The organism is Amycolatopsis sp. NPDC005232, from assembly GCF_040607795.1.
In the GTDB taxonomy this organism is placed as follows: domain Bacteria; phylum Actinomycetota; class Actinomycetes; order Mycobacteriales; family Pseudonocardiaceae; genus Amycolatopsis.
This window is the reverse complement of the sequence record NZ_JBEXHL010000029.1, coordinates 58,728-81,061: the sequence shown is the minus strand read 5'-3', so window position 1 is coordinate 81,061 and position 22,334 is coordinate 58,728. Positions and strand designations below refer to the sequence as shown.

Sequence of the window (22,334 nt, the reverse complement as noted above, 5' to 3'; positions counted from 1 at the left end):
GCGGACCCCATGAGGTGACTGACCCAGTGAGCTACGCCGCTCGAGATGCGCGAGGCGCTTATCGCGGACCGCTCACCGACAACCAGCCGTGAGTTGGCTGGCTTGCCGTGCCGCAGCGGAGGTCACCGGTGGACGCAGGTGTCGACGTCGGCGGTGGATTCCTGGTCATGGTGACCGGAAAAAGCGTTGAGTTCTCCCGGGGGTGGTCGGCGTGCACGGCGGGGTAGGCCGTCGGCGCGCGTGACGATCGAACCTTTGTTCGTATGACTGAGGCGTCTGGCGGCGGCTACAGACCCGAATGGGTGAAGCTTTGTCAGCTTTGGCCGTGCCGGAGCCCTTACAGACCGAGCGAGTTCCCCAAGAAGGAGGCCGGCTGGTGGTTGGCTGGACAGACAAGATCATCGGTATCACTGAGAACACTCGCACGGAGGTGGAGCGCCGCAAGACCTACGTGCAGGTACTCGATCACCTGCCCGAAGGCGGTGTCGTCGACGACCTTCGTGCGGATGGATCGCACCTGAAGATCTATATCCAGCCAGACGTGCGGAGCGCGGAGGCTCAGTGAAGATCGACGATTCCAGCAGCAAGGGCGCGCTCGAACAGCGGGCCCTCGCACTGCGCAGGCACTACTACACGCGGCTGGCCAGCTACGCGGTCACGCTAGGCGGTTCGGTGCACGAGGCTCGCGCGGCCGCCGACGACGCTGTGATGGAACTGGCGATCCGCGAACGGCGCAGCGACCTTGATTCGGTCATCGACGAGGAGAACTGGCTGTTCGCCGTCGTGCGCAACGCAATCCGGAAGACCAAGAGCCCCCGCAGCGCCTATGCCTTGGCCGATGCGCTGGAGATCGCCGACCACCTTGAGCAGGTGGCCTGGTTATCACCTGAGGGGCATCTCGAGGTAATGGAGGTTATGCGCGCGCTGCAGGCCATGGACGACAAGTACAAGGTCCCCATGCTGCTGGCCGCTCAGGGCATTCCGATGCACGAGGTCGCCAACAGCCTCAAGATCTCGCTCCACGCGGCGACTAAACGGGTCTCCCGTGGCAGGGCGCTGCTGAGGAAACGGACCGGCTACGCGCGGCCGGAACGCACGCTGAGCAGGATCGAGGAGGGCAGGCCGGAATGATCGACCCCACGCAGGACGCCGACAACATCGAGCTGGACCGGCGTCTGGACAACCTCAACCACCACCTCATCGAGATGTTCGCGGCCGACCTCGACGACCCGCAGTGCGTCGAAGCCTTCCGGTTCGGACTTGCCCTCCGCGCGGGCACCTTCTCCACCGATGCCAGCGCTGCCTCTCATCGAGCGGTGGCGCAAGCTGGTCTGGTTCACGCCCGGCGGGCTGCCAAGGGCGAGCGAGCGAAGTGTGGACGATCCGTGCTCAATTGGCTGCGTTACTGGCCAAACGCTGTGTTGGTGCTGCTGACCATCTGCGCCGTTGGCATCGTGGTCGTGCTGATCAAGGGTGCTGCCGTGCTGGTCATCCTGCCAGCGGTGGCACCGCTCTTCGCCGCGGTGCAAGTTTTTTCCCGCCTTTGCCGCGTGATCGCCCAGCACAAGCCCAAGCGCCAGCAGCGGATCCACGTCAAGATTGAGCACGAGGACCGACGCACCAGGACTTAGGATGCGAGGTTTGGTTCTGGTCTTGGCAGCAGACCTTGCTGGGCTTCGGCACCCGCAAGTGCTGCCATGGCTACCGAAAGGTGGCTTCGGGACCCACTGAATCCAGCCGTCCGCGTGGCCTGGACCCTTTGGCCCAGGCCACGCGGACGTATCCAGGAGCTTCGGTTCAGGGGTCTGTGGTCCAGATCAATTGCCGGATCCGGCCCGCACGCGCACTCCCCCGCATCCACCCCTCCCCGCGTGGGCCGGAGCTTCCAACCACACGACGCGGCTGCGGGCCGTCCGGGCCTGTGGCCGGGCACTCGCAGGAAAGAGGGACACCGTAGTTCGACGGCTCGGCGTGCCGGGTCGCTCCGCTCGCCGGCCGGCTCCCCGCGCGGACTCAGGCTTCCAACAGGCCGCACCCCTCAGCGTTTCGAAGCTTCTATCCCCAGCGGCAGCCCGCCGTGCGTCACCGCCGGGGCGCCTACCGTGCCGCCGTGCCGTCGCTGTTCGACGGCAGGTGGCGGTACCGGCGCCAGTACGAGAACGCGGCGGCGGCCAGCGTCGCGAGCGCCAGGACGATGTAGCCGACCCGCAGCGGGAACCACGGCGGCACGGACGGCCAGGTTGTGGCGAAGTCGATCCAGGCGAGGAGCGTGAACACCGCGGGTTGCGCGAAGAGCAGGGGACTGGGCGCGCAAGGCCGCGTCGACGCCGAGCGATGTCTCGTCCTCGGCGATCACGGGGGCACGCAGCGCCGGAACGAGGACCAGCGCCACGCTGCTGGGCGAGCACCAATGCCGCCGCCCAGCCCGCGCCGGCCTCCGGGCTGGAGAGGAACCTTGCGGCGCACAGCACCGCGCCGCCGCCGAACGTGATCACCACCGACGCCAGGTACCACCAGCCCACCTGGGCGGCCGCTGCCCGCAACGACGGCGGGGATCCTGCGGGTGCCAGCCGGGCGGCGATGCGTTCGCGCGGGCGGACCCGGGCCCACTGCAGCACCGGAAAGGCGGCGTAGACCGCGCCGACCACCACGAACCGGGCCGGCACCGGAACCGGTGGCAGGATGACGACGACCCAGACCGTGCCCAGGAGCAGGCCGTAAAAGGGGTACGACCGTCGGGCCTGCAAACGGGACCCGATGCGCAGCGCCAGCAGCCGCGTCAGCCGGTTCACCGCGACGCGGCGCCGCGCCAGCCACGGCCGCGCCGCCTGTACTTCGGCGACCGTCGGCTGCTCCGGCGTCACCGGTCTGGTCGGTCCTTCTGCCACCGTCGAACCTCCACTGTCTCGCCGTACACGCCCGGAGCGCCAAAAAGGTTTACCGGGTGGGTCGCGACCACCGGGGGTGCCCGGGAGGATGTCCCTCCACGCGCGACGGGAGGGTCCATGATGGCGAGGGTGCTGGCGGGGTTGGTGTCGGACGGCGCCGCGGACGCCTACGACCGGTTGCACGCCGCGGGAGCACTCCCGGCGGGCACCGGGCCGGGCGAATTCGACCTCGAAGGGCATCCGGGCCGCGAGCTGTTCGACGCGGGCCTGGTGACCATGGCCGGTTCCGGCGACCGGCAACGGTTCGTGCGTGTGGTCCACCCGGCGATCGCGCTGCGGCGGCTGCTCGACCGCCAGCACCGGCAGCTGGCCGCCCTCCAGGGCGGCCTCGCCGACTCGTGGGAACGGTTCGCCACCCTCGTCGCGCCCAGCACCGGCCTGACCCCGGGCGAACTGGACGGCGAGGGCGTGGAGGCCGTGCGGGACCCCGGCGAGATGGCACGCCTTGCCGCCGGGCTCTACCGGTCACCGCGGCGGCTGCTGCGCGCGACGTTCAACGCCCGCTCCGGCCACAACCCGACTACCGAGGGCCTGCTCCTGCCACCGCCGGATGCGATCGCCGCAGGCGTCGAGTTCCGCATGCTTTACGACACCGACCACGCCTCCGACGCGTGGGGCTCGCACGGCATCGAGGAGTCGGTGCTGGCCGGGGAGCAGGCCCGGATCCGCCGGTCGGTGCCGGTGAAGATGATGCACGTCGACGACAGCGTCGCACTGGTGACGATCGACCGCACCGGCGCCGACGGCGCGCTGCACATCCGCTCCCCCGCCCTGCTCGCGGTGCTCGCCGAGTGGTTCGACGCGCTGTGGGCCGCGCCCGACACCAGCGCCATCGGCGAGGCCGCCCCCGCCGAGCTGACGCCCGCGCGGCACAAGGTCCTGCGCCTGCTGGCCGCGGGCCTGACCGACGAGTCCATCGCGCGCCAGACCGGCACCGCGGTCCGCACGGTCCGTCGCCACGTGGGCGCGATCCTGGAGATCCTCGGCGTCGACAGCCGCTTCGCCGCCGGGGTCGCCGCGGTCCGCCGGGGCTGGCTGGGGTGACCGAAACCGGACATTGTCCGGAATGGACCTGGTGACACCTCACGCCGGGACGTCACACTCTCTGCCGTCCGAGGAGAGCGACTGGAGGGGGAGCAATGCTGCGGATAACGGGGAGGGCCGTCACGCTGGCCGGGACGCTGGCGCTGTTCGCCGGGCTGGCAGTGAGCCCGGCGAACGCCGCCACTAACCCCTACACCCCGGAGGAGGTGTGCGGGGCGGGCTACCAGGTGATCGACTCGAGGCCGGCGACGTGGAACGGCAAGGCCTACGCGGGTGTGTACCTGCTGTACAAATCGGGCGGCTACAACTGCGTCGCCACGATCAAGTGGACCGCGATCGGGACCCCGACCGACACCATGGCCGGGCTCTACCGCGACTCCGAGGATTCCAGCCGGAACCTCATCGACCAGGGCGACTACAAGTACTACGCCGCGGTGAGCGGGTATGCGCCGGACTGCATCAGCTACGCGGGCTGGTCCGGCGCCGCAGTCGCGACGAGTGGATGGGGATGGTGTTCGTGAGCGGCGCGCTCTGCTCGCGTTCGACAGCCGTCCAGGGACGCTGAGGTGGTCACACGACCGGCACGACGCCGCCGGTGAGGCCACCCGGCTCGGATGGTGCGTTCAAGCACGCCGGTGCCCTCCTCCCTGCACGGCGTCGCTGACATGATCCACGCATAAGCTACGACTTGGCGGTGTGGGAGGGCGACCGTCCGTCCGGGGACCAGGCGGCCGGTGATGTATTTCGTTCGCTGTACGAGCGCCACATCGAGTCCGACGGTCACGAACCACCGTCGGACCGAATCCGTGCTTTCGCTTTGGCTCTGCTCGATCGCTACCCAGATATCAGCGAGCAAGACGGCGAAGACAGCCCTTGGTCGACCTCGCCGCTGCTGACCTAGGCGGTCGGACCGTTGATGTACTTCCCGATGGTGTGGAGCAGGAGCGAGGAGGTCTCTGCCTGGGCCGCGCGACTTGCCGCGGACCACGGACTGGTCTGCTACGACCCTCAGCTCGACCAGCTCCGACCGTAGCGTTGTGCAAATGGTCGGCCTTCTCGCCGTTCTTGACGCTGTCGCCGGATCGCCCGGACCGAGCAAAGCGACGCCGCTGACACCGGTCTGCCTGCCCGTCAGGTTCAACCGCTGCTGGACCGCGCCTGGGCAGCGCTCTCCGCCGGGAACGCTCTCCGCTGAGCCATGAAACCAGCGGTTAGGCTGCCAAGCTCTCCGTCGACGCCCTTGGTCGCTTCGTAACGGGCGATCGTCTCGCCCAGGTAATACGCGGGATCACCCTCGTCGTTGCGCGATACGGCGTGAACGCCGAAGCCGAGCTTCGCGTCGGACGGCAGGATCCCCGCACAGGGAGTGGCGATCGAGAACGAGCTGTTCCCCCCGCGGGTCACGGAATTCGGCGCCTCGCCCGTCGGGAAGCCCAGCCGCTTCAACTCGCCGGCCGTGAGCAGCGCGCCGAGCAAGGGTTGCTCGGCGGCCGGGGCCAACCGAACGGCGACGACGTGCGAGCAGCCGGTCAGCAGTACGAGCGTGGCGACGACGAGCACCGTCCGGCGCACGTGATCCTCCCCTGGGTCCGGACTCAAGATCGCCCGACCGGGGGCCTGCGTTACGCCGAAGGCAAGACGGGCACGGACCCCACCATCCGTGCCACCCGGTACGCGCTTGCGCCAGGTCAGTGCCGTGCGGGCGCGAACGCCACCCCGTGCACCCGTTCCACCGACTTCATCCACAGTGGATCTACCGGATCGGCCGGGAAGCCCAGCCGCGGCCCGATCTTGCTCCACGCCCGCGGATTCCGGTCCCGGTAGCCTTTCAGCACCTCGTCGAGCGCAGTGTTGTCCAGGAACCGGGCCTCCGGCGCCGGCCACCGATACTTCCCGCACCGCACCTCGATCGGCGGGGCAGCCTCGACGTTCCGGTCCCACTGCGGCACCCCACCCCACGCCGCGATGACCGTCAACTCCGCCGGGTTCTGGCGATGCCGGACGACCTCGACCACGACTTCACGTTTCGTCCCGGACTTGCGCCTCCGGTGCGCGAGGTGCAGCAGCCGGTGCCCGAACAGCCGGCCGTACCCGCCGCGATACAACGGAATCGGCGTCCTGAGCAACCACCGCGGCACCCCCGTCTGCGGACGATCGGTCACCGGCATGTCCACCTCCAGGGCTCGGTTCTTCGCGGCCCAGACCATACTGACGCCCTGACCTGGTATCCGCGCCGTGTTCTCCGGGTTTGGTGAGCCTTGTGCCGGTCCACAACCTCATTACACCGAACGCCTCAGCCTGATCCCCATCGGCCCGGAGCTCGCCGACGAGCTCTTCCGGCTCCACCAGGATCCCGGCATCACCCACTGGTACGGCCCGTGGACCGTCGACGACGCGTGCGAGAGGGTCGCTGCGATGGGGCGGGCCTGGCAGGTCGACGGCGTGCACAAGTGGCTGGCCTACGACCGCGCCACCGACACCCTCGTGGGGCGCGGCGGCCTCTCCTACACCGCCGAACACCGGCTCGAAATCGGCTGGGCTGTGCGCGAATCGTTGTGGGGGCGGGGTTATGCCACGGAAATCGGCCGAGCCGGACTGGATTTCGCGTTCGGCGAGCTGGGCGCGAGCGAGGTCATCTCCTTCACGGAAACCCACAACCGCCGCTCCCGCGCCGTCATGGAGCGGCTGGGTTCCGGTACGACCGGGACATCACGCACCGCGGTGAGCCGTTCGTGCTCTACGTCAAGCGAGCCCACCAGTAGCCGAGCCCGGTACTGCCGCGGCCGTCGAGAAGCACCACGATTGCGCCGTCGCGCACCCGCCGCGCCAGCCGCCACCACCTGCATGCAGCACTAAATCCGCACGTCGGCCGGCAATAACCACGTCACAGGCCATCTCAAGCCGCGGGACGCGTGATTGACACACCTGCATCCTGCATGCAGGATATCCGCAACCCAGCGCGACAACCAATGGAGGTTGCCATGACCGTGCGCGCCCCCGCGGGGGAGACCGAGCTCGAGGCCACGCAGCGGCGGAAGGCGATCACCGCCGCCTGCATCGGCAACTTCATCGAGTACTACGACTTCGTCGTGTACGGCTACTTCGCCAGCGTCATCGCGAAGTTGTTCTTCCCCAGCAGCAACGCGGCGGCCAGCCTGCTGCTCACGTTCGCCGCCTTCGCGGTGAGCTACGCGGCGCGCCCGTTGGGCGCGTTGATCTTCTCCCACCTCGGCGACAAACACGGCCGCCGGACGCCGCTTGCGGTCTCGGTGATCCTGATCGCCGTGTCGACGACCGTGATCGGGCTGCTGCCCACGTACGCGCAGATCGGCGTGGCCGCGCCGCTGGTCCTGACGTTCGCGCGGATGGTGCAGGGCATCTCCGTCGGCGGCGAGTACGGCGGCGCGACCAGCTTCATCTCCGAGTACTCGGCCCGCCGCAATCGCGGCTACTACACCGGCTGGCAGACATTCACGATCGGGCTCGCCCTGTTCACCGGCGGCGCCGTCGCGACGATCCTCAGCGCGAGCCTGTCCGACGCGGCACTGAGTTCGTGGGGCTGGCGCCTGCCGTTCCTGGTGGGCGTGCCGCTCGGGCTCGTCGGCCTCTACCTGCGGTTGCGGCTCGACGAGACGCCGCACTTCACCGCCGCGCGAGCGAACGCCGACGTCGTGCGCGCGCCCGTGCTCGCGGGCATCAAGCAGGAGTGGCGCTCGCTGGTGATCGGTATGGGCGTGGTCGTCACGCCCGCGATCTGCGTGTACGTCCTGTTCGTCTACACACCCACCTACCTCGGCCAGGTCCTGGGCCACAGCCGGTTCGAAGCCCAGGCCGCGAACCTCGTCGCGCTCGCCTTCTACTGCGCGCTCATCCCCTTCTTCGCCCGGCTGAGCGACCGCGTCGGCCGCAAGCCGCTGATGGTCGCCGGTACCGTCGCGCTCTTGGCAGTGACGTACCCGGCGTTCCTGATGCTCGGCAGCGGCGACATCCTTGTCGTCGTGCTCGGGTTGTGCCTGCTGGGCCTGGCGTTCGCGCCGCATTCCGCGGTGATGCTGGCGGTGGTCGCCGAACTGTTCCCCACCACCGTCCGCTACACCGGGCTCTCGCTGTCCCTCAACATCCCGGTGACGCTGCTCGGCGGTACCGCGCCGCTCCTCGCGACGGCCCTGATCTCGTGGTCCGGCACCGCCGCCGCACCCGCGTTCTTCGTGATCGGCGGGGCGGTCGTCTCGCTCGTCGCCGCGTTGGCGGCCCCCGAGACCGCCCATTCCGATCTCCGCACCGCCTAGCAGAAAGGTTCTCCATGCGACTGCTCAACGTGGCCGGCCGCGCCGTGCTCGAAACCCCGGACGGCCGGACGGACGTCGCCAAGGCCAGCGCGGGCCGGTTCGGCCCCGATCCCCAGTCCCTGTACGGGAGATGGGCGGAGTTCCGCGCGTGGACGGACACCGCGCAGCCGACCGGTGACCAGCCCGGCGGCCCGCTCCTCTCGCCGGTTCCACGCCCGCCGCAGGTGTTCGCGGTCGGGTTGAACTACGTGAGCCACGCCGAGGAGACGGGGCTGGCCGCGGCGACCGGGCGACCGTTGACGTTCACGAAGTTCCCCAGCAGCATCGCGGGCCCCGACGGTGAGCTCGCGCTCTCGGGCGACGAGGTCGACTGGGAGGTCGAACTGGTCGCGGTGATCGGCTCGCCGGCGCACCACGTGTCCCCCGACCAGGCGTGGGACCACATCGCGGGACTCACCGCCGGCCAGGACTTCTCCGACCGCGCCGTGCAGATGGAGGGCGCGCCGCCGCAGTTCTCGCTGGGCAAGTCGTTCCCCGGCTACGGCCCGCTCGGGCCCGCGCTCGTCACGCCCGACGAACTCCTCGACCGTGACGACCTGCTGCTCACGTGCCGGGTCAACGACGATACGGTGCAGGAAGGCCGCACCAGCTTGATGATCCACTCGGTCGCGAAGCTGGTGTCCGAACTGTCGCGGATCTGCCCGCTCGGCCCCGGCGACGTGATCTTCACCGGCACCCCGGACGGCGTGGGCATGGGCCGCAAACCGCCGCGGTACCTCAAGCCCGGCGACACGGTGGTGACGACGATCGAGGGCATCGGGACGATGACCCACCGGTGCGTCGGGGGGACGGCATGACCACGCGACGGGTGCCTCGCTGGGCCGAGCTCGCGCCCCTCTTGCGGCCGAAGCCCGTGGTGCTCAACGGATCCCGGCGCCGGCTCGGTGGCGCGGCGACGGTCGACGACCTGCGGCGCGTCGCCCGGCGGCGCACGCCGCGCGCGGTGTTCGACTACACCGACGGCGGTGCCGGATCCGAGTTGTCCATGGCGCGCAACCGGGCGGCGTTCGACCGCGTGGAGTTCCGGCCCGGCGTGCTGCGTGACGTGTCCGAGGTGGACACTTCGGCGACGATCCTGGGTTCTTCCGCGGCGTTGCCACTCGCGTTGGCGCCGACCGGGTTCACGCGCATGATGCACCACGAGGGTGAGCTCGCCGTCGCCCGCGCCGCAGCGGCAGCCAGTGTGCCGTATGCCTTGTCCACCATGGGGACGACGTCGGCGACCGACCTGGCGGCCGCCGTGCCGCAGGTGCGCCGGTGGTTCCAGCTGTACCTGTGGCGCGACCGCGAACGCAGCCGGGAACTGGTGCGCGCCGCAGAAGCAGCCGGGTACGAAGCTCTCGTGCTGACCGTCGACACCCCCGTCGCCGGGACTCGGTTGCGTGATGTCCACAACGGAATGACGATCCCGCCTTCCTTGACGGCGCGGACGTTCCTCGACGGCGCGCTGCGCCCCCATTGGTGGTTCAACCTGCTGACGACGGAACCGCTGCAGTTCGCGTCGTTCAGCAACTGGGAGGGCACCGTCGCGGACCTGGCGAACCACATGTTCGACCCGTCGGCCACGATCGCCGACGTCGCCTGGCTGCGCGAAACGTGGCCGGGCAAGCTGATCGTGAAGGGCGTGCAGCAGGCCGACGACGCGATCGCCGCGGTCGATGCCGGCGCCGACGCCGTCGTCGTCAGCAACCATGGCGGCCGGCAGCTCGACCGCGCCCCGGTGCCGCTTGAGGAACTGCCGTCGGTCCTGGCGGCCGTCGGCGACCGCGCCGAGGTCTACCTCGACGGCGGCATCCGGTCCGGCGCCGACGTGGTCGCGGCGGTGGGCCTCGGCGCCACCGCGGTCCTCATCGGCCGCGCCTACCTCTACGGCCTCATGGCCGGCGGCGAACCCGGCGTCCGGCGGGTGCTGGACCTCCTCACGGCCGAAGCGCGGCAGACGATGCAGCTGCTGGGAGTCGCCTCGGTGAAGGAACTGACGCCGGACCGCGTCCGGTTGCGCTGAGCTCGAGCCGGCGGTGCGCTCCCCAGACCCGGGGGTTCGCACCGCCGGCTCGTTGGCCGGTGGCTCAAGCGGAGCGGGACTCCTCACGATCACGTCGCCGCCATTCGCGACGGACGCGTTCGGCCAAGTTGTCCAGGTGGATCGTCGCGGCACGGCCTGCAGCTTCGCCGTCGCGGGCGGAGAGGGCGGCGAGGATGTGGGCGTGTTCGGGCACGGCCTGGACCTGGTTGGAGCTCCACGCGGTCGAGTAGGTGGCGAGGATGACCCGCGCCTGCACGCGTTCCAGGTGTTCGACGAGGCACGCGTTGTCGCAGTGCGCCTGGACTTCCTGGTGGAACTGGAAATCCGCCTTCTGCGCCGCGCGAGTGTCTCCGCGTTCCACGGCGGCCTCGAACTCGGTGTGGATTTCGCCGAGAGCGGCGACGTCGGCGTCTGCGAGCTGCGGGGCGGCCAGCCGTGCGGCCAGGCCCTCGAGCGGGGCGCGGACGGCGAGCGCGTCGAGCAGGTCGCCGCGGCCGGGCGTCGGCACGAGAGCGCCGCCGGCGGTGAGGATCATCAGGCCGTCGGTGGCGAGGCGCTCGATCGCCGCGCGCACCGGACTGCGGCTCATCCCCATCTCGGCGGCGAGCGACACCACGCTCACGCGCCGGCCCGACGGGAACCCGCCCTCCAGGATGCCGTCGCGCAGCTGCTGGTAGGCCAGCTCCGTCAGCGACTTCGGCCTCGGCACGCGTTCGACCACGTCCACCCTCCCTGTTCCTTGCATGCAGCATACGCCGCCGGCTCACGTCAGGATCCCGGCTCCCGCGAACCCGCCGTCGACGGCGAACACGCTGCCGGTGACGTACGCGGCTTCGGGCGAACACAGGTACGCGACAGCGCTCGCCACGTCTTCCGCACGGCCGTAGCGCCGCATCGGCACGACCTGCTCCCACGCCTGGCGGACGTCCGGGCTGTGCTGCGTGGCCGCCAGCGGCGTCTCGATCGGGCCCGGCGCCACGACGTTCACGCGGATCCCGTGCGCCGCGAGCTCGACGGCCATCACCTGGCTCAGCGTCACCACGCCGCCCTTCGCCGCGCCATACGCGGCGCGTCCCGCGTTGCCGCGCACGCCCGAAGCGCTGCCGATGTTCACGATCACGCCCCCGCCCCGCGCAGCCATCACCCGGGCGCACGCGCGGCCGACCAGGAACGTGCCGCGGAGATTGGTGCCCACCACTAGGTCGAACAACTCGGCCGACGTCTCGAGGAACGGCGCCACCCGCCCGATTCCCGCGGCGTGCACGAGACAGTCGATGCCGCCGTGCGTGCGCACGACGGCATCGACGAGCGCGTCCACTTCGGATTCGTCGGTGACGTCGACCCGCTCGTGGTGGATACCAGGGCGCGGCGGCACGAGGTCGGCGGCCACGACCGTCATCCCGTCGGCGGTGAGCCGTTCGGCCACCGCGGCGCCGATCCCGGACGCGCCACCCGTGACGATCGCGACGGTCATCTCACGTCCTCCTCACGCGACGGTGCTGCCACCGTCGACGACGTACTCCGCACCGTTGAGGTGGCGCGCATCCGGCGAGACGAGGTGGGCGACAGCCGCCGCGACGTCTTCGACCCGGCCATACGGCACAGTCGCGGCGCGTGCCACCTCAGCGCCGGCCAGTGCGTGCGTGCCGTCGTTGATGGCACGGATCATGCGGGTTTCGATGGGTCCGGGCAGCACCGCGTTGACGCGGACGCCGGTGCCCGCGACCTCCAGCGCCGCCACCTTCGTGAGCCCGACGACGGCGTGTTTGCTCGCCACGTAGCCCGCGAGGTTCGCGCGGCCGCGGATACCGGACGTCGACGCGACGTTGACGATCACGCCGGAACCCCGCTCCATCAAGTGGGGCAAGGCGGCGCGCAGGCCGAGGAAGACACTGTGGACGTTCGTGCGCATGACGCCTTCGAACACGTCCTCGGGGTAGTCGCCGAGCGGCCGCACGGCGCCCTCGATGCCGGCGTTGTTGACCAGCGCGCCGAGCCCGTGCCGGTCGACGACGTCGCGGACGAGAGCCTCGACCTGCTCGCGGTCGGTCGTGTCCACTTGGCGCGCCTCACCCCCGATCTCGGTAGCGACGCGGGCGGCGACGTCGCCGGCGCGGTCCACGACGACGACCGTCCAGCCGTCACGGGCGAGGCGCCGGCCGACCGCGGCTCCGATCTCGCCGGCGCCGCCCGTGACGATGGCCGCGGTCACGGGATGCGGCGCTCGATCAGCCGCCGGTCTTCGACGGCGAACCCGCCGCCGTAGACCGGGGTTTTCATCGACTGCGCGCTGAGGACCTCCGGTTCCAGCTCCGTCAGCGGGTCGAACCGCGACGGCAGCAGCTTCAGGTCGACACGTCCCCGGATCGGCTCGGAGTTCTCGATCGGGGTGCGGCGGTAGACGACGTCGGCGTAGGAAACCCCGACGCCGGACGGGTCGGGCAGGCGTCTGACGTGCAGCTCTCCGCCGGGCTGCTCCTCGTCGTCGGTGAGCCGCACGAGCGGCGCGGCCGGATCGGGCGTGAACGCGAACGCGGCCAGCGGGATCGAGCGGCGTGTGACGGACCCGGTGACGCTGCCGTCCTCGGCCTCGAAGAACTCGAAGTCACAGTCCTTCTTGGTGTACCCGAACAGCTCCCGCCCGGCGGCGAGGCCCATCGGGTCGCTGCAGTACATGTAGAGGTGAGTCTGGGTGTAGAGGTCGCGGTAGCGCACCGGGACGGTCACCATCAGGTCGAACATCCGCCCCCGGTGCAGCGACAGTGTGTGCCCGGGCGAGAGCATGAACCGGAACGCTACGCGGTCGTTGACCACTTCGAACCCGGTATCCGCGAGCAGCTTCGCGACCTTCCCGCGGTCGACGCGCGTGACCACCTCGACGGTGTGGATCCCCGTCTCCCACTCCAGCGGATACGCCGGCGAGTAAGGCGGGTTCACGCCGCCACCGGGATGCATGTCGAACCGACCGAACATCGATGTGCCTCCTCGTCGAAACAATTCGGGTCATCCTGCATGCAGCATGCATCAAGTGTCAAGACGAGTGGTTTGTGATTGTTGCTGCTCAGTAGTGGATGGCCAGCGTTCCGCCGCGACAGCTCACTGCATGCAGGTCAGTCGGCGAACTCGGAGCGGAAGTACGAGACACGGGTGTCGGCGAAGGGCAGAGTGTCGGTGGGTTCGGCCGCGTGGTGGCGGGCCTTCTTCACCTGAGCGAGGGTCAGCGGATAGCTGGCCGGGATGGAGATGTCGTCGAGGCCCGGGAACTTTCTCAGCTCTTCGCGGTCGATCGGCACGGGTGCGACGAGACTTGTGGAGCGGGTCATCAGTGCGGCCGCGGTGGCCGTGGATCGCGAGCTGGACCCGGCGTCGGCAGCGGTCCAGCGCGTCGCCGGCCAGCCGGACCACGTGGAAGGGATCCATCACAGCCGTCGCGTCGGGAACCCCTCGGCTGCGGCGGTCTTGAAGCCGGTGAACCCGTCCATCGCCACCACCTCTACGGCGTCACGCCAACCGCCGTCGTGTTCGGCCAGCCAGGTCTTGAAGGCCTGTTTGGAACGTCCCTCGACCATGTCCAGCAGCCGTGCCGGACCGGTGCTCTCGCGTACCGGGGTGAGGTCGATGATCACGGTGACGTACTGACCCGCGTGACCAGTGGCGTGCGCTCCACTTCTCCCAGAGCAACCCGGAGGGGCCAGGACAAGGCGACGTCGCATGGCTGCTGCGACGAGTCGCCGACACAGTCGAAGACCTCGGCGACGTCCAAGTCCACGACATCACCTTCACCTCGGAAGTCACCAGCGGCGAGGACAACCTCACCATGACCGTGTACTACGACCGCGAGCCTCGGCGGCGATAACCGCCGACCCGGCCACTCCGTCGGCCGGGTCGGCGCCCCGCTCCGGCGCTGCCGCCCGCGGCACCCCTGCAGTCGTCTATCACGTGTTCCGGTACATGGACGAGTGCTCCGTCTCTATCCAAGTCACCGACGAGCAAATGCTCACCTCCGACATCCAAGGCAGGAACCTGCGCGCCAGCTACTGGGACAACGACCGCTGCGGCGGACTCGCGAAAATAGCCGAATTCGTTTTCGGCAACCTCCGGCAAATCTGAGACGCCCAGCAGCAAGACGTCGTCCCTATTGAGAAGGCTGCGCACTCCGCCACGGGCGCGGCCGTTCGAGTGCAGATCGGCTGGTCTCGCGTCATGGGGTGCAGGACGGTCGCGTTCCCGCCTTGCCCGGTGATGATCGACGGCGAGGAGCAGTATGGCTGGCGTTGCCAAGATCGCGACACGTCGCTGCGCTGGCAGCGAGAGGTCACGGAGGAGACGATCCGGCTCTATGGGGTAATTGAGTGTCCGAGGGGGGACTTGAACCCCCTCGCATGGGAGATCTCCCAAGTTTCGGGAGATCATGCCATAAGTGTAGCGCAGAGTCACCGGCGGTAGCCTGCGCCGCCCAGGCCTTGGACTCCGCGCCAGTACCCTCACGCAAGCTGCCTTTGTCCGCTGCCGTTGCCGTTAGCGTTGCCGTCAAGCGCCCGCGAGGCCCTGCCGGACCGTGCCGGCTGGGCTTCAGATTTGCATTGGCGCACACATGACCGCCGAGAAATCGCGTGGACCAACCCACCAGAGCCGGACCCGCGGATCGCCACTATTCACGGGTTCTTTTATCACCTACGCGAATGCATGAAGCCACGGAAGATAGATCTTCGCTCACCCACACCATGTAACCGAATCCGAAGCTTCGGAGCATGATAAGTGCCAGGGCTTCACCTTCGTAACTAGACAACTCCTCGACAACCCTCCGGAGCTCGTCGGCCATCCCAGTGTCTAGCGCCGACGCAGTCTCCTGCCTGGCGCTGTACAGATCAATCCAGTAGACCTTCGCCTCGAGGTCCCCCGTGAGCGCTTTCGTACTCGGGAAGGAGTACACCGCCGACCACGTCTGCGAATTCTTCGTTTAAGAGGAGTGCGAGGCGATCACCGTCGTCGTCCACGGCCTCTGGGATCAGCGGACGCGGGACGTCAGGGCAGCCTCGATCTCCACCGTGATCTGCACCTTCTCGGAAAGGGCGACGCCACCCCCAGGGATGGGGCTGTTGAAAGAGACATCAAAATCTGATCGATTGAGCTCGGTGGTCGCGCTGAATCCGGCACGCGCGCCCGCCATGGGGTCCTTCCGGTGAGCGTCGGGCGCGAACCCGTCTACCTCCAGCTTGAACGTGACGGGGCGAGTCACGGCCTTGATTGTCAACTCGCCGTCAAGGAAGAAATCCTCGCCGTCGCGACGGACGGCGGTCGAACGGAATGTCGAAGTCGGGTACTTCTCGACCTCGAAGAAGTCAGCGGACCTGATGTGCTCGTCACGCTGCCGGTTGTTGGTGTTGATCAACGTCATGTCGATGGCCGCGGTCACGCTGGAATCCAGGGGATCCACCCCGGTGACGATCTCGCCCTCAAGAGACCCAAAACCGCCGCGCACCTTACTTACCATCAGATGCCTGATAATGAACGAGACGGTAGAGTGTACCGGGTCGATAGCCCAGGCGCCTGCCACGTATCCCGGAATCTCGACAACTTCAGCCATAAAACAGACTCCTAATAAGTAAGGCTCATACTTCTATTCTTCTACGTCCCGTTGGAAGAACTTCACTCTGCACTGCGAGCCGCAGGAGGCGCAAGTAGGCACTTTTTCGTTCCCCGATTACCTGGAGGGAACCATGGGCCGAACAGGGAGGGTCTAACGCGGGCGTGGGTGTTCGCGGGCGTGGGTGCACCCGCGAACACCCATTCGAAAAACGACACCCTCCGGCCCCGGCACGGTTCAGCGATGGCCGGGCGATTGAGGGAAACGCTGGGCAAATCGTTGAATGTAAAAGCATCGGAAGCGCACCGATTCTGAATTTAAGTCAACACCCGACCGGAAGACATGTTCAATATTCTCGTCAAGTGAATCCAGCAGTAGAAAACGAAAGGAGGGAGGGATCATCTCAACCGCGGATGACTCAAGAGTTTCTCCTTAGCGTGAAAGAAATCGACGGCGTCAATTCGCTCGACTGCGCGTCGACTGGAGAAAGGTCGGCGCCGGCCGCTCAATAGGCTGCGCCATCCCGAGCTCGTGCTCCACCTTGTGGATCACCGCACCGGAACAGGGGACGCGCTCATCGCTTAGGTCTGCAAGGACGTCAAGGGCTAGCGATCCCCACCGTACTATAGCCGGGCTCAGCGAACATCGTCTGCAGCCGGCGGCGCCGGCCTCGACAGCACCCGCCCGGACGTGCTCGCGTTCACCGGCTTTCCCAGAACGATTTCCACGAACCGTGGAGTGGCAACTGCACAAGGTCTTCAGCGAGCTCGACATCAGTTCCGCGCGGCTCTGAGGAGCACCTGCTCCTGGCCCCCGCACGGGTCGCGTGATCTCGACAGCTCGTTTTGTCTCCCGGACGACGACGACCGCCTCGCGCGGCTGGTGGTGCCACTACTAGCGGCGATGCTGTCTTCGCAGCCCGTCATGCGTAATGGATCGTTGGGTGCATGGCAAGGCAAAGAGCACGAGCGGATTTCGATGAACAGAGGAGGGGCCCGAGTGCAATGTGTTGCCGCGACCGCGCCCGCGGCGGAGCGTGAACCTTCGGTCGGCTTCGATGCCTGGCGGCACGCGGTATCGTCGGCGTTCGTGCCGGGCGACGCGCGCGTCGACGTCGCGGGCGGCTTCGCCGGTCGGCTGAGCGCCCACCGGTTCGGCGACGTGTCGCTCGCGTGCGTGGCCGGCTCCCCCGTGACGGTCAGCCGGACGCCCCGCATGATCCGTCGTGAGGACCGCGGCCTGGTCAAGATGAGCATGCAGGTCCACGGGCACGGCCTCGTCGCCCAGGACGGGCGCGAGGCCGTTCTGGCACCTGGCGACATGGTTCTCAACGACGCGTCGCGGCCCTACACCCTGCGCTTCATCGACGACTTCCTGGTGCTGGTCGTGATGCTGCCCCGCGACTCGCTGAACACCCGGACATTCGAGTTCAGCCGACTCACCGCGCGCACGATCTCCGGTCGGAGCGGCACCGGTGCGGTCCTGGCGTCGATGACCACCTCGCTCGTCGGCCAATCGGCGGCGGGTGAACTCGAGCCGTCGGTCTATCTGGCCGACGCTGTCGTGAACCTCGTCGATGCGATCTGTGCCGAGACGGCAGGTTCGCCTCGCCCGCCGGCCAATGCGCACCGGACGGCCATGCTGTTTCGGGTGCAACGCTTCATCGACAACCATCTCGGCGAGAGTGACCTGTCCACGGCCCGCGTCGCCGCGGAGCACCACGTGTCGGTGCGCTACGTACAGAAGTTGTTCGAGAGCACGGGTACGACCGTCAGGGAGTGGATCCGGATGCGCCGCATCGACCGATGCCGGCACGACCTGCTCGACGAGCGACTCAGCTCCGTCCCGGTCGGCGCGATCGGCTCGAGGTGGGGCTTCACGGACCCGGCGCACTTCTCGAGAGTGATCAGACAGCATCTCGGATTGCCACCGTCGGAGCTTCGGCTGGCAGGCGAGGTCGGCCGACCGCCGGCATTCCGCCGGGCGTGAGAGTGTAGAGCGATGAGTTCCGCCCGCGGACCCGGTCAACTTTCCGCCCTTTCTCCGAAGGGACCTGACGAGGAGCAATCGGCGCACGTCATCGTCAGCGATTCATGAGCATCGACGGTGTCGTGCAGGTGCCCGGCCGGCAGCACGAGGACACCGCCCGCGGGGTCGACGGCGGCTGGGCGGTACCTGCGAATCTGGTGTCAGAGACCCGTCCACGATGTCTCGAAGTGTCGAGCAGGCGGTTGCGCCGCGCGTGCGCCGCCCGCTCTACGTCGGCGAAGGCGCCGGCAAGGGCCAGGGCCAGGGCCAGGGCCAGGGCCAGGGCGATGGTGAGCCCGAGCGGGAGAGCGATCGGAGAGGTGAAGGTCCCGAAGATCGGGGCGATTCGGCCCGGATGGTGAGGAACTCGAGGGCTTGAGGGACGGCCGGGACGAGGTTGATGGCCAGGGTCGCGATCGGCAGGCACCCGATGCGCTGGCTCAGCCGGGGATGGTCCTCGAGGGTGCCAGCCACGGGCGCGAGACGCGGTTCCGCGCCGTCGTCACCGACCAGGTGGATGCGCTGCATTCCGTGCAGACCGACGGAGAGCTCGATCACCCCGCCGGGGACGTGAAAGGAGCCCGGCACGTCGATCGTCGCCTGCTCCCATCCGTCCACGTAGAGCGCGGCACGCGCGTCCTCGCGGCTGGCGTCGATCTCAACGGTGTGGTCGAGCAGATCACCCGGGGGCCGGGAAGCTTGATGGTGTAGAGGGATCGGTGTAGTGCGTCGCGACGCCGGACGGGTCGCCGCCAGTGTCCTTCCCCGGTCCCGGTCATCACACTGCACCACGGCCGGAAAGCTCGTGCACGGGCGTTCCGTGCTTGTGGACAGTAGAGTCCACGATTCCGCCTCGGCGCTACTGGTACATGGGCGCAGTGAGGACGGGTCGTCGATGACCGGCGGTCGACCGTTCGACGCGGTGTTGTGTCACGGCGTATTGATGTATCTGTCCGATCCGGCACCGAGGGTCGAAGCTCTGTGCGCCTGCGCCGCCCCGAACGGGCGTGGTGTCGGTGCTCGCGCTCAATGCTGCGACGCAGGCCGTCCGCCCCGCTCTGGACGCCGTTGGCAGGACGAGCGGGCAGCCTTCGACGCCCATGGCGAACGCGGTGTGCTCGGGCTGGAGATGCGCGCCGACACGCTCGACGATCTGTCCCGAATGCTCACGGAGCCAGGCGTGGTACGGCGTCTTGCTGTTCACCGACTGGATGTCACTCGACGCGACCGATGGCAGCTGACCCGGATCGCCGACGCGGAACTCGAAGCGAGCCGCCACAATCCCTACCTAGGCCTCAGTCGGGCGATTCATCTGCTCGACCGCAAATCCGCGCACATCCGGCGGTGTTCGGTGACCGGGTCGGGCAGTACGTGTTCATAAGCTCCGTCTCGGTGTACACCCGGCCGGTGCCGCAGTTGCTAGTCACCGAGTCGACGCCACGCCGGAAACCGGTCGACCGCTACGCCCGGGACAAGGTCGCCTGCGAGGTGTTGCTGGAGGAGGCGTTCCGCGTCAGCGGTTTCCCGCTCACGATCGTCCGGCCGGGACACACCTAGCCGAATTGGGATGACCATCGTCTCCCCGGCCGTATCGCCCCGTCTCTGTTCGTGTGTATGAGATCAAGGAGAAACTGTCGGTGAAAATCGGAATCGGACTTCCGAACCAGGTCCGCAACCTCGACCCAGCCAGCATCCCGCAGTGGGCGGCCAGGGCTGGGGAGGCCGGGTTCTCCACGCTCGGCACCGTCGGCCGGTACGCCTACCCGGTGTGAGCGACACCGTCGCGCTCGCATCCACCGCCGGCGCGACGAGCCGGATCGGGCTGCTCAGCCACGTCCTGCTCGCCCCGACCTGGCCCGCGCACGGTCGTGGTGGTCGATCAGCTCCTGCGCGCACTGGGCGAAGGACGCTGCGGGCGCGAACCCCGGCACCAGAGTGCGCAGCTTGCCGGTGTCGAAGCACACGGAGTGCCAGAAGTCGTCCTCCAGGATGTCCCGCCAGGGCGGCAGGACCTCGGCGATGGACTCGCTCGACCGGTGCCGCAGCACCGGCTTCCGCACGCCGGCGGCATTGGCCAGGATGAGGCGGATCTGGTCCCAGGTCAGGATGTTGCCGGAGTCCACGTTCACGCTCTCGCCGACCGCGTGCCCGTTGCCCAGCAGCGGCACGAACGCCCGTGCGAAGTCCCGCGTGTGCATCAGCGTCCACAGCGAGGTGCCGTCCTCGTGCACCACCACGGGTCTGCCGGGGCGCATCCGGTCGATCGCGGTCCAGCCGGCGAGCAGCTGGACCCTGGTCCGGTCGTAAAGCCGTCATCGACCGCCACGAACCCATTCCGTTGCCCGACCGCGACCACGTGCAGGTCGTCGAGACGCTTATCAGCGCAGGAGTCCTTGCCCACGGGTCGGTGACCCGAGCGAGGTCGCCGACCGGCTCATCGCCCTCCACCGCGTACTCGGTTACAGCCGGCAGATCCCGTAGCTGGACACCGCGGGGGGGGATCCCCCAGCAGGAAGTGCTGCGCTCCATCAAGCTCCTGGGCACCGAGGTCGCCCCGAAGGTACGAGCCCGTACCGCAGCCACCGCGCTCGGCGCGCCTCAACTGCCAGCGGACCGGCTCACCCTAGCCACAGCCACGCTCAAGCACAGTCAGGCCAGGTCGTCACAGCGCTGCGATACCGCCCTCAACTTCCAGCCATCGGGCCGACGGTAGATCCCGGCGGCGATCACACAACGCTCGGCGGTGAGCCCGTCGAACGTGCGGCCGAACGTGCTGGCACAGCAGCACCCTCTACGTTTCAACACGTCGCGTCGCCGAATCCCGGCGAAACGCCGGGCTAGCCACCGGCACGGACCCTCTGTTGCCCGGCCAAGCGCCCGATTGCGCCAGCGGAAGTCCCCGGTCACCTCCTTGGGACGCGGGGCCAGAGCACCCTGGAGCTACGGCACTGTGAGGTGTACTGATGATCTTGGACAGTTTGACGATCTAGAGTGAGTGGGCCAATGCAACGTCGTAGCCGGTCGAGCCCGCATTCAAGTTCGATACCGGCACCGGCGATCTTGCGTGTGAGGACGCGGAGCCTTGTTGCTGCCTCGATGCGACTGCCGCGATCACAGCGCCACTGAGGATGTGCCTTTGCCGTGCCTCCCACGTCTGTGTCCCTGGTCGCGTTCCCCAGGGATGTGACCAGGGTCTTCCACGGGCGCGGTCGGCGCTTGTGTGAACAAGGGTCAACCGCGTTGCCGGGGCTGGATGGGCGGCGGCTGAAGAACTGAGAGCGAAGTTCGACCCGCTCCGTGATCAGGAGGTGCTGAGTGTGGAGGACCGGGCGGAGATCCGAAGGCTGCACCGGGCTGAACTGGCTCAAGCAGTTCCGAGAGCTGGCAACCCGCTACGCGGCATGAGCCGCCCACGACCAAGCCGAGAGCCTGATCCCCGCCACTGTCCTGAGGCTCCGGGGACATCCACAGGCACGGCCTGGTGGGGGAGGCGTGAGTGGTGACGCGCAACATCGCCATGATCGGCGACTTTTTCAGGGTCCGGCGCGGACAGCTGGTGCGCGCCGAACTAGGCCTGCCCCCGGCCGGGCGGAGAAGGACATCGGGGCTGCGCCGCGAGGAGGTCTCCCACCTGTCGGGGGTGAGCATCACCTGGTACACCTGGCTCGAACAGGGCCGCGACATCACACCCTCTCGGCAGGTGCTCGATGCGCTCGCGCGGACCATGCGACTGTCCGCCGCCGAGCATACGTACGTCCTGTCGCTGGCCGGGTATGCCGCCCCCCAACTCGCTGCCGAGCCGATCCACCACGCCGTCCCGGCCCACGTGCAGCAGTTTCTCGACGCGCTCGCTGGCTACCCGGCGTACGCGATCACCTCGGATTGGTGGATATCTGCATGGAACACCGCCTGCTTGGCGCTGTACCCGGACGTGGCGACCGTCGCGGCGGCGGACCGGAACCTGCTGTGGCTGCTGTTCACCGACCCGTACCTGCGCGAGCTGCTGCCCGACTGGGAATTCATCAGCCGCCACAACGTCGCCGCATTCCGGGCCGAGGCCGGATCCCGGCTCGCCGACCCGCCCTTCTCCCACCTCGTCGGACGACTCCTCAATGCCAGCGAAACGTTCCGCGCCGCCTGGGAAAGCCACGGCATCGAAGCACTGACCTCCCGGGAGCGCTTGTTCCGCCACCCCGTCATCGGCGACCTGCACCTGGAACAACACAGCCTGGTTCCCTCAGGTCATTCCGACCTGCACCTGGTGATCTACACACCCGTACGGACCAAAAACGCCCCCGCGCGGTTGCGTCAGCTGGTCGACACCCGAGCAACCACCACCTCGCCGAGATGAT

At 68.3% G+C, this 22,334-nt stretch carries 26 protein-coding genes and 1 pseudogene; 14 read left to right on the top strand and 13 right to left on the bottom strand.

Annotated features, from left to right (window positions below; all coding sequences use genetic code 11):
- The first annotated feature begins 376 nt into the window (after window positions 1-376).
- From ABZU76_RS38440 to ABZU76_RS38430, 3 genes are read left to right on the top strand one after another with little or no spacing between them, the layout of a single operon-like run.
- Window positions 377-565, top strand: coding sequence for a hypothetical protein (locus tag ABZU76_RS38440; protein WP_354879078.1), 189 nt, complete (start codon window positions 377-379; stop codon window positions 563-565).
- Complete coding sequence (locus ABZU76_RS38435) at window positions 562-1,131, top strand: sigma-70 family RNA polymerase sigma factor (protein WP_354879075.1); 570 nt, start codon at window positions 562-564, stop codon at window positions 1,129-1,131. Before ABZU76_RS38440 ends, ABZU76_RS38435 begins: the two co-directional genes overlap by 4 nt.
- Complete coding sequence (locus ABZU76_RS38430; RefSeq protein ID WP_354879072.1) at window positions 1,128-1,631, top strand: hypothetical protein; 504 nt, start codon at window positions 1,128-1,130, stop codon at window positions 1,629-1,631. Before ABZU76_RS38435 ends, ABZU76_RS38430 begins: the two co-directional genes overlap by 4 nt.
- 466 nt (window positions 1,632-2,097) lie before the next feature.
- Here ABZU76_RS38430 and ABZU76_RS38425 read toward each other — a convergent pair whose 3' ends face one another.
- Window positions 2,098-2,277 carry a hypothetical protein gene (locus ABZU76_RS38425; RefSeq protein WP_354879069.1) on the bottom strand — a complete coding sequence of 60 codons (180 nt, stop codon included), beginning with the start codon at window positions 2,275-2,277 and terminating at the stop codon, window positions 2,098-2,100.
- 731 nt (window positions 2,278-3,008) lie between these two features.
- Between ABZU76_RS38425 and ABZU76_RS38420 the strand changes: the two genes are divergently transcribed.
- Together ABZU76_RS38420 and ABZU76_RS38415 are read left to right on the top strand one after the other, a co-directional pair.
- Window positions 3,009-3,992 carry a LuxR C-terminal-related transcriptional regulator gene (locus tag ABZU76_RS38420; RefSeq protein ID WP_354879066.1) on the top strand — a complete coding sequence of 328 codons (984 nt, stop codon included), beginning with the start codon at window positions 3,009-3,011 and terminating at the stop codon, window positions 3,990-3,992.
- A 95-nt stretch (window positions 3,993-4,087) separates the two neighbouring features.
- On the top strand, window positions 4,088-4,513 hold the full coding sequence (locus ABZU76_RS38415; RefSeq protein WP_354879063.1) for a hypothetical protein: 426 nt from the start codon (window positions 4,088-4,090) through the stop codon (window positions 4,511-4,513).
- A gap of 616 nt (window positions 4,514-5,129) precedes the next feature.
- On the opposite strand, the gene ABZU76_RS38410 is transcribed toward ABZU76_RS38415, so the two are convergent.
- Window positions 5,130-5,564: a hypothetical protein gene (locus ABZU76_RS38410; RefSeq protein WP_354879060.1), complete on the bottom strand. Its 435-nt coding sequence runs from the start codon at window positions 5,562-5,564 to the stop codon at window positions 5,130-5,132.
- Window positions 5,565-5,680: 116 nt separating this feature from the next.
- Window positions 5,681-6,154 (bottom strand): nitroreductase family deazaflavin-dependent oxidoreductase, encoded by a 474-nt coding sequence (locus tag ABZU76_RS38405; RefSeq protein WP_354879057.1) that lies wholly within the window; start codon window positions 6,152-6,154, stop codon window positions 5,681-5,683.
- Window positions 6,155-6,227: 73 nt separating this feature from the next.
- On the opposite strand from ABZU76_RS38405, the gene ABZU76_RS38400 reads away from it, so the two are divergent.
- From ABZU76_RS38400 to ABZU76_RS38385, 4 genes are all read left to right on the top strand, one after another.
- Window positions 6,228-6,848, top strand: a complete 621-nt coding sequence (locus ABZU76_RS38400) for a GNAT family N-acetyltransferase (protein WP_354879054.1) — start codon at window positions 6,228-6,230, stop codon at window positions 6,846-6,848.
- A 125-nt stretch (window positions 6,849-6,973) separates the two neighbouring features.
- Window positions 6,974-8,281, top strand: coding sequence for an MFS transporter (locus tag ABZU76_RS38395; protein ID WP_354879051.1), 1,308 nt, complete (start codon window positions 6,974-6,976; stop codon window positions 8,279-8,281).
- 14 nt (window positions 8,282-8,295) lie between these two features.
- Window positions 8,296-9,138, top strand: coding sequence for a fumarylacetoacetate hydrolase family protein (locus ABZU76_RS38390; protein WP_354879048.1), 843 nt, complete (start codon window positions 8,296-8,298; stop codon window positions 9,136-9,138).
- Window positions 9,135-10,346 (top strand): alpha-hydroxy acid oxidase, encoded by a 1,212-nt coding sequence (locus ABZU76_RS38385; RefSeq protein ID WP_354879045.1) that lies wholly within the window; start codon window positions 9,135-9,137, stop codon window positions 10,344-10,346. The genes ABZU76_RS38390 and ABZU76_RS38385 overlap by 4 nt, the downstream gene beginning before the upstream one ends.
- Window positions 10,347-10,410: 64 nt before the next feature.
- Here ABZU76_RS38385 and ABZU76_RS38380 read toward each other — a convergent pair whose 3' ends face one another.
- From ABZU76_RS38380 to ABZU76_RS38345, 8 genes and pseudogenes are all read right to left on the bottom strand, one after another.
- On the bottom strand, window positions 10,411-11,094 hold the full coding sequence (locus ABZU76_RS38380; protein ID WP_354879042.1) for a GntR family transcriptional regulator: 684 nt from the start codon (window positions 11,092-11,094) through the stop codon (window positions 10,411-10,413).
- Between the two features lie 36 nt (window positions 11,095-11,130).
- Window positions 11,131-11,841 (bottom strand): SDR family oxidoreductase, encoded by a 711-nt coding sequence (locus tag ABZU76_RS38375; protein ID WP_354879039.1) that lies wholly within the window; start codon window positions 11,839-11,841, stop codon window positions 11,131-11,133.
- Window positions 11,842-11,853: 12 nt separating this feature from the next.
- The gene (locus ABZU76_RS38370) at window positions 11,854-12,579 is read right to left on the bottom strand and encodes an SDR family NAD(P)-dependent oxidoreductase (protein WP_354879036.1); all 726 of its coding nucleotides are present in this window, start codon (window positions 12,577-12,579) and stop codon (window positions 11,854-11,856) included.
- A complete protein-coding gene (locus tag ABZU76_RS38365; protein ID WP_354879033.1) occupies window positions 12,576-13,340 on the bottom strand; it encodes an acetoacetate decarboxylase family protein in 765 nt (254 codons plus the stop codon). The genes ABZU76_RS38370 and ABZU76_RS38365 overlap by 4 nt, the downstream gene beginning before the upstream one ends.
- Before the next feature lie 137 nt (window positions 13,341-13,477).
- A complete protein-coding gene (locus ABZU76_RS38360) occupies window positions 13,478-13,660 on the bottom strand; it encodes a hypothetical protein (protein ID WP_354879264.1) in 183 nt (60 codons plus the stop codon).
- Window position 13,661: 1 nt separating this feature from the next.
- Window positions 13,662-14,005 (bottom strand): annotated as a pseudogene (locus ABZU76_RS38355) (transposase); the annotation flags it as partial.
- Window positions 13,990-14,136 carry a hypothetical protein gene (locus tag ABZU76_RS38350; RefSeq protein WP_354879261.1) on the bottom strand — a complete coding sequence of 49 codons (147 nt, stop codon included), beginning with the start codon at window positions 14,134-14,136 and terminating at the stop codon, window positions 13,990-13,992. The pseudogene ABZU76_RS38355 and the gene ABZU76_RS38350, both read right to left, overlap by 16 nt.
- Window positions 14,137-15,375: 1,239 nt before the next feature.
- Window positions 15,376-15,954 carry a YceI family protein gene (locus tag ABZU76_RS38345; RefSeq protein WP_354879030.1) on the bottom strand — a complete coding sequence of 193 codons (579 nt, stop codon included), beginning with the start codon at window positions 15,952-15,954 and terminating at the stop codon, window positions 15,376-15,378.
- A 903-nt stretch (window positions 15,955-16,857) separates the two neighbouring features.
- Here ABZU76_RS38345 and ABZU76_RS38340 point away from each other — a divergent pair.
- Both ABZU76_RS38340 and ABZU76_RS38335 read left to right on the top strand, forming a co-directional pair.
- The gene (locus tag ABZU76_RS38340; RefSeq protein ID WP_354879027.1) at window positions 16,858-17,943 is read left to right on the top strand and encodes a helix-turn-helix domain-containing protein; all 1,086 of its coding nucleotides are present in this window, start codon (window positions 16,858-16,860) and stop codon (window positions 17,941-17,943) included.
- Window positions 17,944-18,357: 414 nt separating this feature from the next.
- Window positions 18,358-18,693, top strand: coding sequence for a hypothetical protein (locus ABZU76_RS38335; RefSeq protein WP_354879024.1), 336 nt, complete (start codon window positions 18,358-18,360; stop codon window positions 18,691-18,693).
- Window positions 18,694-18,841: 148 nt separating this feature from the next.
- Here ABZU76_RS38335 and ABZU76_RS38330 read toward each other — a convergent pair whose 3' ends face one another.
- Complete coding sequence (locus tag ABZU76_RS38330; RefSeq protein WP_354879259.1) at window positions 18,842-19,261, bottom strand: hypothetical protein; 420 nt, start codon at window positions 19,259-19,261, stop codon at window positions 18,842-18,844.
- On the opposite strand from ABZU76_RS38330, the gene ABZU76_RS38325 reads away from it, so the two are divergent.
- Both ABZU76_RS38325 and ABZU76_RS38320 read left to right on the top strand, forming a co-directional pair.
- Window positions 19,213-19,539: an NAD-dependent epimerase/dehydratase family protein gene (locus ABZU76_RS38325; protein WP_354879021.1), complete on the top strand. Its 327-nt coding sequence runs from the start codon at window positions 19,213-19,215 to the stop codon at window positions 19,537-19,539. The two genes, ABZU76_RS38330 and ABZU76_RS38325, sit on opposite strands and share 49 nt — an antisense overlap.
- 80 nt (window positions 19,540-19,619) lie before the next feature.
- A complete protein-coding gene (locus ABZU76_RS38320) occupies window positions 19,620-19,754 on the top strand; it encodes a hypothetical protein (RefSeq protein WP_354879018.1) in 135 nt (44 codons plus the stop codon).
- A 54-nt stretch (window positions 19,755-19,808) separates the two neighbouring features.
- Here ABZU76_RS38320 and ABZU76_RS38315 read toward each other — a convergent pair whose 3' ends face one another.
- A complete protein-coding gene (locus ABZU76_RS38315) occupies window positions 19,809-20,237 on the bottom strand; it encodes a hypothetical protein (RefSeq protein ID WP_354879015.1) in 429 nt (142 codons plus the stop codon).
- Between the two features lie 1,244 nt (window positions 20,238-21,481).
- Here ABZU76_RS38315 and ABZU76_RS38310 point away from each other — a divergent pair.
- The gene (locus tag ABZU76_RS38310; protein ID WP_354879012.1) at window positions 21,482-22,333 is read left to right on the top strand and encodes a helix-turn-helix transcriptional regulator; all 852 of its coding nucleotides are present in this window, start codon (window positions 21,482-21,484) and stop codon (window positions 22,331-22,333) included.
- Window position 22,334: the final 1 nt, after the last annotated feature.